At 69.1% G+C, this 12893-nt stretch carries 10 protein-coding genes; 6 read left to right on the forward strand and 4 right to left on the reverse strand.

All coding sequences use genetic code 11. The features are described from left to right. The 3 genes from FJ694_RS34445 to FJ694_RS34455 all read left to right on the forward strand — a co-directional run. Positions 1–708 (forward strand): urate hydroxylase PuuD (locus tag FJ694_RS34445; protein WP_198321155.1); only part of this gene is annotated, 708 nt, incomplete at its 5' end. Between the two features lie 94 nt (positions 709–802). Next, a complete protein-coding gene (locus FJ694_RS34450; protein WP_157272040.1) occupies positions 803–2296 on the forward strand; it encodes a nucleobase:cation symporter-2 family protein in 1494 nt (497 codons plus the stop codon). 254 nt (positions 2297–2550) lie between these two features. Beyond that, complete coding sequence (locus FJ694_RS34455) at positions 2551–8151, forward strand: CHAT domain-containing protein (protein WP_157272041.1); 5601 nt, start codon at positions 2551–2553, stop codon at positions 8149–8151. A 42-nt stretch (positions 8152–8193) separates the two neighbouring features. Here FJ694_RS34455 and FJ694_RS34460 read toward each other — a convergent pair whose 3' ends face one another. After that, on the reverse strand, positions 8194–9441 hold the full coding sequence (locus tag FJ694_RS34460; protein WP_157272042.1) for a type II toxin-antitoxin system HipA family toxin: 1248 nt from the start codon (positions 9439–9441) through the stop codon (positions 8194–8196). After that, positions 9438–9815: a helix-turn-helix domain-containing protein gene (locus tag FJ694_RS34465; RefSeq protein ID WP_198321156.1), complete on the reverse strand. Its 378-nt coding sequence runs from the start codon at positions 9813–9815 to the stop codon at positions 9438–9440. Before FJ694_RS34465 ends, FJ694_RS34460 begins: the two co-directional genes overlap by 4 nt. 156 nt (positions 9816–9971) lie before the next feature. On the opposite strand from FJ694_RS34465, the gene FJ694_RS34470 reads away from it, so the two are divergent. Continuing rightward, the gene (locus tag FJ694_RS34470) at positions 9972–10247 is read left to right on the forward strand and encodes a hypothetical protein (RefSeq protein ID WP_157272043.1); all 276 of its coding nucleotides are present in this window, start codon (positions 9972–9974) and stop codon (positions 10245–10247) included. Beyond that, on the forward strand, positions 10247–10624 hold the full coding sequence (locus FJ694_RS34475) for a type II toxin-antitoxin system VapC family toxin (protein ID WP_157272044.1): 378 nt from the start codon (positions 10247–10249) through the stop codon (positions 10622–10624). Before FJ694_RS34470 ends, FJ694_RS34475 begins: the two co-directional genes overlap by 1 nt. Positions 10625–10743: 119 nt before the next feature. Here FJ694_RS34475 and FJ694_RS34480 read toward each other — a convergent pair whose 3' ends face one another. Together FJ694_RS34480 and FJ694_RS34485 are read right to left on the reverse strand one after the other, a co-directional pair. After that, positions 10744–11214, reverse strand: coding sequence for a RidA family protein (locus tag FJ694_RS34480; protein WP_157272045.1), 471 nt, complete (start codon positions 11212–11214; stop codon positions 10744–10746). Positions 11215–11317: 103 nt separating this feature from the next. Beyond that, the gene (locus FJ694_RS34485) at positions 11318–11776 is read right to left on the reverse strand and encodes a methyltransferase family protein (protein ID WP_157272046.1); all 459 of its coding nucleotides are present in this window, start codon (positions 11774–11776) and stop codon (positions 11318–11320) included. A 640-nt stretch (positions 11777–12416) separates the two neighbouring features. Here FJ694_RS34485 and FJ694_RS34490 point away from each other — a divergent pair. Further along, positions 12417–12893, forward strand: a 477-nt coding sequence (locus FJ694_RS34490; RefSeq protein ID WP_157272047.1) for an IS110 family transposase, incomplete at its 3' end; no start/stop codon positions are given.

Genomic DNA, 12893 nt, shown 5'->3' on the forward strand with positions numbered 1-12893 from the left:
TCGTGGCTGGCGTGCCAGCTCTTTGCCGGGCGCGCCGCCTTCCTGCTGGTGGGCGCGATGATGGCCACGGCCATGAGCGCCAACGTGTTCTTCTGGATCATCCCGGGGCAGCGCAAGGTGGTGGCGCAGCTGCGCGCCGGCCAGCCCGTGGACCCGATCCACGGCCAGCGCGGCAAGCAGCGCAGCGTGCACAACACGTATTTCACCCTGCCGGTGCTGATCGCCATGCTGTCGAACCACTACGGCTGGCTGTACCAGGCCAAGAACAACTGGCTGGTGCTGGTGCTCTTGATGCTGGCCGGCGCGCTGATCCGCCACAGCTTCGTCTCGCGCCACAAGGCGCACGTGCTGGGCAAGCGCACGCCGTGGGAGCATGCGGTGGTGGGCACGCTGGCGCTGCTGGGCATGGTGGTGTGGCTGGCGCCCGCGCCGCCGTCGGCCGCCACGCTGGCCGCGGCGCAGCAGCCGGTGTCCTTTGCGCAGGTGCAGGACGTCGTCGGCCAGCGCTGCGCCATGTGCCACAACGCCCAGCTGCAGAGCAAGAACGTGGCGCTGCACACGCCAGAGTTGATCCGCACCAATGCGCAGGCCGTGTACCAGCAGGCCGTGGTGCAGAAGCTCATGCCCCTCAACAACGCCACCCAGATGACCGAGGCCGAGCGCGAGCTGCTGCGCCGCTGGTTCGAGGGCGGCGCGCCGGCGCAATAAGGCGCCTCTTCCGTACTGCGTTTGGCGTCCGCGCCCCGTTCGGGGCGGACGCTGGGCGCAGCCTTGCCTGAAACCCTGACCAGGACGACCTTCCATGGCCTCCACCGAAATCCACCCGGTCGATGAACGACTGCCCGCCGGCCGCCTGGCCGCGCTGGGCCTGCAGCACGTGCTGGTGATGTATGCCGGCGCCGTCGCGGTGCCGCTGATCGTCGGACGCGCCCTCAAGCTCAGCCCCGAGCAGGTGGCGCTGCTGATCTCGGCCGACCTGTTCTGCTGCGGCATCGTCACGCTGATCCAGGCGCTGGGCTTCGGCCGGCACCTGGGCATCAAGCTGCCGGTGATGATGGGCGTGACCTTCGCCTCGGTCGGCCCGATGGTGGCCATGGCCAACGCGCAGCCGGGCGTGGAGGGCGCGCGGGCCATCTTCGGCGCCATCATCGGCGCGGGGCTGATCTCCATCGCCATCGCGCCGGTGGTGAGCCGGCTGCTGCGCTTCTTCCCGCCGGTGGTCACGGGCAGCATCATTGCCGTGATCGGCATCAGCCTCATGCGCGTGGGCATCGGCTGGGCCATGGGCGGCCCGGCGCCGATGGCGCAGCAGGTGGACGTGCCCAGGCTGGTGGCCATGGTCGATGCGGCCAAGGCCGCCGCGGAGGCCGCGCCGGCGGGCGCCTCGGCGCCGGCGGCCCTGAAGCTCGGCCCGATCCCGATGATCGACAACCCCGCCTACGGCGCGCTCGACAACCTGGCCGTGGCCGGCTTCGTGCTGCTGGCGATCCTGTGCATCAGCCGCTGGGGCCGCGGCTTCGTGGCCAACATCTCGGTGCTGCTGGGCATCGTCGTGGGCTGCGTGGTGGCGGTGGCGATGGGCAAGATGAGCTTCGACAAGGTCGCCAAGGCGCACTGGTTCGACGTGGTCACGCCCTTTTCCTTCGGGCTGCCCACCTTCGACCCGATCATGGTGCTGACCATGACGCTGGTGATGATCGTGGTGATGATCGAGTCCACCGGCATGTTCCTGGCGCTGTCGGACATCACGGGCAAGAAGATCGGCCAGGCCGAGCTGGCCGCGGGGCTGCGCACCGACGGCCTGGGCACCGTCATCGGCGGCATCTTCAACACCTTCCCCTACACGAGCTTCTCGCAGAACGTGGGCCTGGTCGGCGTCACCGGCGTGAAGAGCCGCTGGGTGTGCGTGGCCGCGGGCGCCATCATGGTGGTGCTGGGGCTGCTGCCCAAGATGGCGGCGCTGGTGGAGTCGGTGCCGACCTTCGTGCTGGGCGGCGCCGGGCTGGTGATGTTCGGCATGGTGGCGGCCACGGGCATCCGCATCCTGTCCACGGTGGACTACCGCTCGAACCGCCACAACCTCTACATCGTGGCCATCTCCATCGGCGCGGGCATGATCCCGCTGGTGGCGCCGCGCTGGATGCAGCAGATGTCGCACAGCCTGCACCCGCTGCTGGAGAGCGGCATCCTGCTGGCCTCGATCAGCGCCGTGGCCCTGAACCTGTTCTTCAACGGCGCGCGCGGCAACGCGGCCGACGCGGTGGCCGCGGCCAAGACGCAGGACGCGCACGCCTGAGCAAAGCATCCTGGCGCCCGCGGCGCCGTCCGGTTGCAGCCGAAACGGTTGCGTCGGGCACCGGCTGCCTTGGCCTATGATGGCCGCAACGCCAGGGCGGTCGTTGCGCGGGCGGAGCCCACCCTGGGCGACCGCCATGCGCCTTGCCACTTTCGTGTGCGCGTGGGCGCACCCGCGCCATCGGCAAGGCCGGCGAGGCCAGCGCGATTGGCCCTCTTGCGTTCATGCCAACGATGTCGCAAGGAGACCGCACCATGCCCTCTGCCGCCGACCCGGTTCAGACCCTGAAGCTTCGCGTCCGCGAATCCGGCCTTGCCCGGGCACCGGCCGTGCAGGATTTGCGCATCAGCTCCGCGCTGCGGGTCGAGCCCGGTGGTCCGGCGCGCGACGTTGCGACCGCGCCGGTCGAGGTGGCCTCCGATGCGCTGGTGCGGGTCGAGTACGAGAACGGGATGCAGCTGTGGCTGCGCGCCGATGACCTGGTGGCCGAGCAGGGCCGCATGGGCAGCACGCGCGACGCCCAGGGCGGGCCGGTCTGGGACATCGAGGTCCAGCCGGCGGCCGGCGTGCACGCCGACATGCCGGCCGGCACGCGCGGCGCGGCCGGGCTGGCCATCAAGGCGCTGGAGTTCTTCGGCGTGGACGTGCTCAAGGACGTCTCCACGGACCTGGCCAGCACGGTGGAGATGCGCCGCCTCCAGGGCAACGAGCCCGGCCTCTACCAGTGCACGCTGCGCGCCGCCGATCCGCTCAAGCCCGTGGCGCCGGCACAGCAGCTGCCCGCGGACCGCCCGGTGCTGCTGTTCCTGCACGGCACGATGTCGAGCTTTCGGGGCAGTTTCTCCGGCATCGAAGCCGAGTCGGGCGAAGCGGCCGAGACGGCACGCACCGCGCGCCAGACACTGGCCCGGCTCTACGGCCCGCACATCTATGCCTTCGAGCACCGCACGCTGACCGAAAGCCCCATCACCAACGCGCTGGCGCTGGCGCGGCTGCTGCCCGTCGGCGCAGAGCTGCACCTGGTCTCGCACTCGCGCGGCGGCCTGGTGGGCGAGCTGTTGTGCCTGGCCGAGCGCGATGCGGCCTCCGACCCGCTCGATGCCGGCACGCTCGACCGGCTGTTCGCGCAGGACCGCACCATCGCGCCGCTGCTGGGCCTGCCCATGCTCGGCGGCGCCGAGGCCAAGGCACGGCTGCAGGCCTACGCGCAGGACCGGGAGCGCCTGGGCGCGCTGCTCACGCTGCTGGCCGAGAAGCGCATCCGCGTGCGGCGCTTCGTGCGCGTCGCCTGCCCGGCGCGCGGCACCACGCTGGCCTCGGGCCGGCTCGACCGCTGGCTCAGCGTGCTCGACCTGATCGCCGGCGGCGCCCTGTTCGGCGGGGTGGCGGACTTCCTGCTGGGCGTGGTCAAGAAGCGCACCGACCCGCGCACGATGCCGGGCATTGAGGCCATGATGCCCGGCTCGGCCACCACGCGGCTGCTGACGCTGCCGGGCCTGGTCACCAACGCCGACCTCAGCGTGATCGCCGGCAACCTCCGCGGCGATGGCCGCTGGGGCCAGCTCAAGCTGCTTCTGGTGAACTCGTTCTACGGTGCCGAGCACGACCTGATCGTCAACACCGGCTCGATGAGCGGCGGCATCCGGCGCCCCGAGAACGGCGCGCGCTGGCTGCAGGACGAGGGGCCGCGCGTCAACCACTTCAACTACTTCGACAACGCGCGGTCGCTGGACTGGCTGGTGCAGGGGCTGGACCGCGGCGAAGGCCAGAGCGGCGGCTTCGCGCCCTTCGCGCAGGCCCGCGTCGAGGAGCCGCGCTGGCGCGCGGCGGTGCAGCGCAGCAAGAGCGCCGGGCCGCGGCCGATCGTCGTGGTGGTCCCGGGCATCATGGGCAGCCAGCTCGCCGCCGGCGGCAGCCGCATCTGGCTGAGCTACTGGGCGCTGCTCAAGGGCGGCTTGGCCGACATCGCCTGGACCGGCGGCAACGACACCGTGCAGCCGCTGGACCTGGTGAGCGACTATTACGGCCCGTTGCTGGAGTACCTGGCGCGCGGGCATCGGGTCGAGGTCTTCGCCTACGACTGGCGCCGCTCGGTGCGCGAGTCCGCGGCGAAGCTGGCCGAGACGCTCACGGCGCTGGTGACCGAGGCCGAGCGCACGAAGCAGCCGCTGCACATCGTGGCGCATTCCATGGGCGGACTGGTGGCGCGCGCCATGATCGGCGACGGCGACAAGGGGCAGGATTTGTGGCGGCGCATGGGCAGGCTGAGCACAAGCGGCCGGCTGCTGATGCTGGGCACGCCCAACCGGGGCTCGCACGAGGCGGTGCGCTGGCTCGTGGGCACCAACCCGACGCTGGCCAAGCTGGCGCTGCTGGACTGGACGCACAGCCGTGAAGACATCATCGACATCGTGCGCCGCTTTCCCGGCATGGCCGAGCTGCTGCCCTTCGACGACAAGGAGGGCGGCTACGCGAAGCAGGCCACCTGGCGAGCGCTGCGCGAGACCATGGGCGAGCGCTTCACGCTGATCGAGCAGGCGCAACTCGACGCGGCCGCGCGCAGCGCGCAGCTGCTGTCGGCGAAGGACACGGTGGATGCGCAGCGCATGCTGTACGTGGCCGGCTGCCAGCCGGCCACCGTCGTGGGCTGGCAGCTCGCGCCCGGCGTGGCGGCGCCGTCGCCGCGGCGCGTGCAGTGGCGCGCCAGCACCGAGGGCGACGGTACGGTGACCTGGGCCTCGGGCCGGCTCGACGGCGTGCCGATGTACTACGCCGAGGACACGGCGCATGACGAGCTGTGCGCCAACGACAGCGACCTGCGCATCTTCCGCGGCTACGCGGACCTGCTGGCCACCGGCCGCACCGACCAGCTCGGCACCACGCCGCCGCGCGCGCACCGCGCCGAGGGCGTGCCGCAGGAGATGGTGCTGCCGCCGCTGCCGCCGGCCGACGACATTCCCGGCGAGGAGAGCCTGCGCGGCGCCGGCTTCGGCGGCATGCCGCGCCGTCGCCGCCAGGCCGCGATGCGGCGCACGCCGATCGAGGTCAGCGTGCGCCACATGGACCTGGCCTATGCGCGGCATGCGGTGCTGGTGGGCCATTACCAGGGCGACACGGTCATCAGCGCCGAGGCCGCGCTCGACGCGCGGCTGGACCAGGCGCTCACGCGCCGGCGCGAGCTGCGCCTGTACCCGGGGCCGCACGGCACCAGCGCCGTGTTCTTCAACGAGGTGCCGGGCCGCTCGCCCAGCGGGGCGGTGGTCGTCGGGCTGGGCATGGTGGGCGAGCTGTCGCCGGGGCGGCTCGAAGCCAACCTGCGCGACGCCATGCTGGAGTACGCGCTGCGCCTGCTGCAGCGGCCCGGGGCGGGCTGTGGCGGCAGCCGCATCCCGGCCCGGCTGAGCTGCCTGCTCGTGGGCAGCGGCGCCGCGGGGCTGTCGCTGCGCGACTGCGTCAATGCGCTGCTGCGCGCGGCGCTGCGCGCCAACGACCGGCTCCAGGCCGCGCAGCTCGACGGCCGCGTGCAGATCGAGGCGCTGGAGATCGTCGAGCTCTACGAGGACATGGCCATCGGCGCGGCACGCGCGCTGAGCGACGTGATGAACAGGGCCGACATCCGGGAGCGGGTGCGCTGGCAGCCGCCCACGCTGCAGGTGGGACCGGGCGGGTACAAGCGGCGCTTCCAGGACGAGGACCGGGCCTGGGCCCAGCGCATCGAGATCGTCCGCGACGCGGACGGGCAGCTGCGCTTCAACGTCGCCACCAACCGGGCCCGCGCCGAGGAGACGCTGGCCACCGGCCAGCTCTCGCTGGCCGAGGCCTTCGTGCAGCAGGCCAGCGCCGGTGCCGACGAGGACGAGGAGCTTGCGCACACGCTGTTCGAGCTGCTGCTGCCCAGCGGCTTCAAGGAAGGCGCACCCGACCAGCGCGACATGGTGCTGATGCTCGACGAGTACACGGCGCGCTTTCCCTGGGAGCTGCTGCAGGACGGCTGGAACCGGGACGGCCAGCCGCTGGCCATCGCGGCGGGCATGGTGCGCCAGCTCAAGCTCAAGTCGGGCGAGTACCGCGAGCGGCCGTCGCAGGCGCTGGGCGACACGGCGCTGGTCATCGGCGATCCGGACCTGCAGGCCAGCACCGCGTTCGTGCAGCTCCCCGGTGCCCGGACCGAGGCCGAGGCGGTGCGCGACGCGCTGCAGCGCGTGTTCGATCCCAAGAACGTGACGTGGCTGATCAACACGCAGGCCGGGCAGATCGTCAAGGCGCTGCACCAGTCGCCGTGGCGCATCCTGCACCTGGCCGGGCATGGCGTGCACGAGATGAAGGACGAGGCCCATGAGCAGCCGATGTCGGGCATGGTCATCGGCGACGGCGTGTTTCTGACACCCGGCGACGTGGCGCAGATGCGCTGCGTGCCGGAGCTGGTCTTCATCAACTGCTGCCATCTCGGCCGCACCGAGATCGAGGACGCGAAGCTGCGCGCCCGCCACTTCGGCCGCATGGCGGCCAACCTGGGGGCGCAGTTCATCAGCATGGGCGTGCGCGCGGTGGTGTGCGCGGGCTGGGCCGTGGACGATGCCGCCGCGGTCACGTTCGCGCGGACCTTCTACGAGCACCTGTTCGACGGCCGCAGCTTCCGCGACGCCGTCAGGAACGCGCGCGAGGCCGCGCGCTTGAAGCACCCGCGCCGCAACACCTGGGGCGCTTACCAGTGTTATGGCGATCCGGACTGGCGGCTGCTGCGCGCGCAGGACCAGGGCGGGCGCCAGCGCCCGCCCGACTACGTGTCGCAGCGCGAGCTGCTGGCCGACCTGGACAACCTGGCCGGCAGCGTGCGCGTGCAGTTGGAGCGCGAGGGCGTGGCCGACGACGTGCTGGGCCGGCAGGTGCACGGCGCGATCGAGGCGCTGCGCGAGCGCATTCCCGAGCCCGTGCGCAAGCGCTGGCTGGCCAGCGCCGACGTGGCCGCCGCCATCGGCTTCGCCTACGGCGAAGCGATGCTCTGCGAGCCGGCCCTGGAGTGGCTCGAAATCGCGTTGAAGTCCAGCAAGGGCAGCTGCCCCTTGAGCGTGTTCGAGCAGATCATCAACCTGCGGGCCCGCCAGGCCGCGAATGAAGCCGAGGCGCTGCCGCGCCGCAGCGCCGCGGCGGCTTCAAGCGCGGCCGGTCCCACCGCTGCCGCCGCCGAGATGGACGGCGGTGAGCAGGACGCCCATGTCGAGAAGCTGGTGGAGATCGCCGAGCGCATCCGCCGCGTCATCGACGAGCTCAGCATCGTGGCCCGGCGTGCGCCCACGGTGGAGCGGCTGTCGTTGCTGGGTGCCGCCTACAAGCGCCTGGCCTGGGTGCGGTTGTGGGCCGGCCTGGCGGACGAGCAGGGCGAGGCGCTGCTGCAAATGGCCGATGCCTATGGCCAGGCCCTGAAGTGTTCCGACGACGACGGCAGCTACGCCTTCACCAACTGGGCGGTGGCGCGCTTGCTGGTGGACGAGCTCGTGCCCCGGCCGCTGCCAGACGGCGTACCGCAGGACTGGCGCCAGCGGCTGACCGATCTCGTGGCCGAGCAGGGGCAGTCCGCGCAGCGGCGACAGCAGGCCGATCCCGATTTCTGGAACGAAGCGGCGGTGGCGGACCTGGCGCTGGTGAGCCTCCTGCTGGCTGGCGACGCCGCAGCCTGCGACAAGGCGGCGCAGCAGGCGATTGACGGCTACGGCAATGCCATGGCGCGCGGTGCCAGCCCGCGCAACGCGAGCTCGGTGCGCGAGCACCTGCGCTTCATGCGGGACGTCACGGCATCGCTGCAGACCAAGCCGGCGATCCATGCCGCGCTGAAGCGGGTGGCTGACACGGTGTGAGCCCGAGCGCCGGGACACCGGCGCAAGCCCGGGCACCGGTGCTTACGCGGCGAAGGCCCGGCGCTGCTGCAGCAGGAAAGGCCGGTCGATCTGCGCCGCCAGCGACTCGATGTCAGCCGCGCTGACGCCGGCCTGCGCGAAATGCACCCTCCACCCGGCCACGGCGGCGCAGACCTGCTTGATCTGCTCCACCGCCTGAGCGCGCTTCAGGCCGAACTGGCCGCACTCCGACAGCGCGTTGTCGAGCGTCGAGTCCGCGGCATCGGCGCCCACGCGCATCTGCTGGTAGCCCAGCGCCTGGCCTGACGGCAGCACGTCGAAGGCGGGGGACAGCTCGAAGTCGCCGCTGTCCGTCATCAGCAGCGCGTGGTTCTTCTCGTGGTCGTCGGTGTTGTCGATCAGGATGTTGAAGACCATGCGCCTGAACAGCTCGTGCATCTGCCGCTGGTGCAGTGCGCCGGCCGTGACGCCGCGCCGGCGCAGCCACTGGGCCAGCTCTGGATAACCGAGCGCCTCGCCCGCGGCCCTGAGAACGACGTTGGCGGAGAGGGCGTGCCGGCGCCGACCCCCTTCGCGGTCGAAGCGCCGGACGGCCACCGCGTGGCCGCGCTGCACCGGCACCGCGCGCGTGGGCGCGGCCCGGATGCCGGCCTGCAGCGCCAGCGTCATCGTGGCGTGCTCGACCAGCGCCATGTCCGCCGGCTCGCCGGGCTCGTTGAACTTGAGCACCCAGGGCTGCCCATCCAGCTCCAGCAGCGCCTTGGGGCGTGCGCCGCCCAGCGTCGTGCCGGGCGTGATCAGCCGGCGCTGGTGTTCCTCCACCGGCTCCCCGGCCAGCACCCGGCGCACCAGCGCGTCCATCTGCGCCGCGTCGGCCAGCCGGGGCAGCGGCCCGGTGTCGCGCGCCACGTAGCGCTCGGCGGACACGGACACGCCCAGCGCCCCGAAGCGCTCGTCCCCGGCAAAGAACAGGAAATCCAGCACCGACAGGCGCGGCGGCTTGTCCAGGAAGCGGATGAGGCGCTCGCCCCAGCGGTCCGGCCGGGCGTCGTCCACGGCGCCGGCCGCCGTTTCCTTTTCGGCCGGGAAGAACTCCCCCGGAATCAAAGGCAGGTCTTCGCTGAGCGCGAAGCCGCTGCGCAGCCAGGCGGCGCCGTACACCAGCGACACGCCCTTGAACGCGCGCGCCATGCGCAACTCGCCGATCAGCCGCGGCGCGGCGGGATCGGCCAGCCACCACAGGTACAGCGACTCGCCGGGCTGGTAGAGGCGCAGGTCGAAGCCGCTCATGGCTCGCGGCCTTCGTCTGGTGCGGCCGCCGGCCCGGGCCCGTACAGCGAGGGCCGCTTGCGCACCGAGCGCGCCTGGGCGGCCCGCACCGCCTCTTCCAGCGCGCCCCGGTCGTGCTCGGGCGCCGCGGACTCGGCCAGGGCCTGGGAGCGGCCGATCAGCCACAAGGCCGTGGCGTACACGCCCATGGAGACGCTGGGATCGCCGCGCTCCATGCGCATCAGCGTGGGCTCCGAGACGCCGATGCGCTGCGCCCAGGACTTCAGCGGTTCGCGCCGGCGCTTGCGCGCGATGGCCAGGTTCTCGCCCAACGCACGCAGGTGCGCCAGCACGGCGGAAGGCATGGCGTCGAGGGCGGCGGAGCGTTTTGGCATGACATAGATGTTAGCGAATCACCCTGGGAACACACATCAATGTGCGTTCGGAGCTTGCAGCCTTGGCCGGCACCGCAGGCTAAGTCCGGTGATACCCCGCGTGCTACCCTGGGCCGGCAATGGCCGTCCACCATGAGCGGCCCGGAGGACAGGGCGATGAACGCGATCGTGATCGAGCACGTGCCGGTGGAAGAACTGCCCGAGGCTTGGCGTGCCAAGCTGGGCCAGGTAGGAAACGCCCGTGTGACGGTGCGCATCGAACAGGAAACGCCCGTCGTGCAGCCCCAGCCTGAGCCCGAAGGCTTTGTCACGGACGATCCGGCTTTCGGCATGTGGCGTGACCGTGAAGACATGGCGGACGTCGAAGCCTATGTCCGGCGCATTCGGGCCCCCCGCTTCAATCCCGATGGTTCACGCAACGACCTGCCCTGATGCTCGTCGATACCGACGTGCTGATCTGGCACCTGCGCGGCTATGCGCAGGCGACGCGCCGGCTCGACCAATTGCCGGCGCTCACGTTGTCCGCGGTGACTTACCTGGAAATCCTGCAGGGCCTGCGCAACAAGGCGGAGTTCGCTGCCGTGCGCAGCATGCTGCAGCGGCGTCAGGCCCTCGTCCTGCCCCTGACCGAACCAGTGACCCAACGCGCCACGGCGTTAATGGAACAACTCACGCTCAGCCATGGATTGCAAATGGGCGACGCGCTCATCGCGGCCACCGCGCTGGAACAAGGGGCGACGCTGTTGACGGGCAACGTCAGGCATTTCGGCGCTGTGCCGGGTTTGTCGGTGGAGAGTTTCGTGATCTGAAAACCGTAGGGCGGCAACGGCGCCCCGACGCAGGCCGCAAGCCAGGACGCCGGTGCCCTGATGCGGTTCCTGTAGATCAGTCTTCAAGCTGATTCAGGGGTTGCCTGGCTCAACGCGAATCACTCCACCGTAGCGAGCAACGAAATCTCCACCGTCGCGTTCTTGGGCAATTGATACACGCCCACCGAAGTGCGTGCATGGGCCCCGGCTGGCCCGAGTATCTTGAACAGCAACTCGGATGCGCCGTCGGCCACCTCGCTCTGCTGCGTGAAATGCCGGGCGGACTGCACGAAAACTGAAATGCTCGGGACGGCCTTCACGCGCTCCAGACTGCCGAGTGAGCGCTGAAGCAGCGCCAGCGCGCGCATGATGCAAATTTTCGCGCCGATTTGGGCGCGTGCGAGATCAACCTGCTCTCCGGCGGCACCGGTGACGACGATTTCATTCTCCACCCTGGGAATCTGGCCGCTGACGTGGATGGTGTTGCCGTCTCGCAGCAACGGCACGTAGTTGCCGCCGATCCTGATCTCACCGTCGAAGCTGTAGCCGAGGGCGATGGCTGCTTCCTTGAATCTTGCGTCGCTGGACATGGAGGGTTTCGATGATTGGGCTGGATGGGATGGAAAGGGAGCTTGGCTCAAATACTGATTATGAATCGCGAGCGGCGTTTGAGCGCGGATGCAGGGCGCAGTTCTACAGCCAACGCCTCACCGACTGCGAATAGGCCGTGAACTGCTGGCCGAACCGCTTCGCGAGAGCCCGCTCTTCCGGCTCGATCTGGAAACGATTTATGTAGGCCACGAACGCGGGGAGCAGGAGCACCGAAACCCAATTGGCCAGATGGACGCCCCAGCCCGCCAGCACCAAGAGAAAACCAAGATACATGGGATTGCGGCTGAAACGGTAGATGCCCGTGGCGACCAGCGAGGACGACTGCTCCGGCGTGAAGGGATTGACCGTGGTTTTATGCCGGCGGAATGCCAGGACGCCCGCCAGTGCAATCAACACGCCGGCGCAGGCCAGCACGGATGCGAATAGGTCTTTTGCGGGAATTTGCACTGAGGCGGGCACGGCGTACGCCAGCGCAGCCATGAAGACTGCAAAAATGATCACAAGCGCTACGGGCGGTATGCGCAGTTCGAGGTTTTGCATGTGGACGTATGAGGATATCGGCTTTCCGGGGTCAATATTCTCAAAGCTGAGTATTGTCTATTGCTTCTGTCGCCGCCATGAACCAATCCCTCCCTGTGCAGGTAAAGCCGCGCTGCGTCATGGTCTCCTTCCAGGCACATTTCGATGGTCGAACCAGCGCAGGAATCTGAAGACCAGTGCCGCCTGCAAAAGGCCGCCGATGAAGAACGCGGCCTAGGCCAGGAAGATGAGCAAAAATCCGGAGCAGATTGCAGGTCAGGGTTCTGCAAGCTCAAAAGGTAGCCCACCAGAATGCTGCCGGGAAGGCACAGGGCAAACATCTGCATGGTCACCTCGCAACCGGCATGTAAACCCGCTGAAATACCGAACGCCAGGACGGGCAGGGTAAGGGTCATCCAGAGGATGAAGGTCCAGCGGGCCAGTTTCCGAGTTTGATAACACTTATGGGATGCAAGGTGGCAACGGAAGTGGGCGAATTGGATTATTTTACCTTTTGCCTTCACTGCTTCAGCAAGCTGGCTGGTGAAAACAGGGGCAAAAGGCAAGACCTGATAATCATCTAGCCGCAGTGGCCGGCCTCCGTTCACGGGACTATCGTTTGGTTGCGACTCAACCGACGGTGCCCACGAAAGAGGCCGGCATGGAACTGTACTCTTCAATCGACCTGCACTCGAACAATGGCGTTGTGATGGTGCTCGATGACCGGGATCGAACAGTGTTTGCCAAGCGCTTGCCCAACGATCTGACGCAGGTCATCTCAGCACTGCGAAGCTGTCCAGGGACCATTGTTGGCGTAGCGGTGGAATCGTCCTACAACTGGTATTGGCTGGTGGATGGATTGCAGGATGCTGGGTTCAAAGTGCACCTTGTCAATACTGCTGCCGTCAAACAGTACGACGGGCTCAAACATGGTGGGGACTTCAGTGATGCTCGTCACTTGGCTCACTTGTTGCGATTGGGGATTTTGCCCACTGGGTATATCTATCCGAGAGCTGAAAGGGCTGTGCACGACTTGCTGCGCAAACGTACCCAGCTCGTGCATCAGCATACGACGCAGATATTGAGCATGCAGAATCTGCTGGCACGCAACCTCGGCGCTCAAGCCAGCGGCAACGAA

Source organism: Azohydromonas aeria (assembly GCF_009760915.1).
Taxonomy (GTDB): domain Bacteria; phylum Pseudomonadota; class Gammaproteobacteria; order Burkholderiales; family Burkholderiaceae_C; genus Azohydromonas; species Azohydromonas aeria.

What these genes read in the sequence shown, in the direction of transcription:
- FJ694_RS34465 (WP_198321156.1), bottom strand. Translation starts at nt 9,815, where the DNA reads ATGCCAAAACGCTCCGCCGCCCTCGACGCCATGCCTTCCGCCGTGCTG.
- FJ694_RS34470 (WP_157272043.1), top strand. Translation starts at nt 9,972, where the DNA reads ATGAACGCGATCGTGATCGAGCACGTGCCGGTGGAAGAACTGCCCGAG.
- FJ694_RS34450 (WP_157272040.1), top strand. Translation starts at nt 803, where the DNA reads ATGGCCTCCACCGAAATCCACCCGGTCGATGAACGACTGCCCGCCGGC.
- FJ694_RS34475 (WP_157272044.1), top strand. Translation starts at nt 10,247, where the DNA reads ATGCTCGTCGATACCGACGTGCTGATCTGGCACCTGCGCGGCTATGCG.
- FJ694_RS34455 (WP_157272041.1), top strand. Translation starts at nt 2,551, where the DNA reads ATGCCCTCTGCCGCCGACCCGGTTCAGACCCTGAAGCTTCGCGTCCGC.
- FJ694_RS34485 (WP_157272046.1), bottom strand. Translation starts at nt 11,776, where the DNA reads ATGCAAAACCTCGAACTGCGCATACCGCCCGTAGCGCTTGTGATCATT.
- FJ694_RS34460 (WP_157272042.1), bottom strand. Translation starts at nt 9,441, where the DNA reads ATGAGCGGCTTCGACCTGCGCCTCTACCAGCCCGGCGAGTCGCTGTAC.
- FJ694_RS34480 (WP_157272045.1), bottom strand. Translation starts at nt 11,214, where the DNA reads ATGTCCAGCGACGCAAGATTCAAGGAAGCAGCCATCGCCCTCGGCTAC.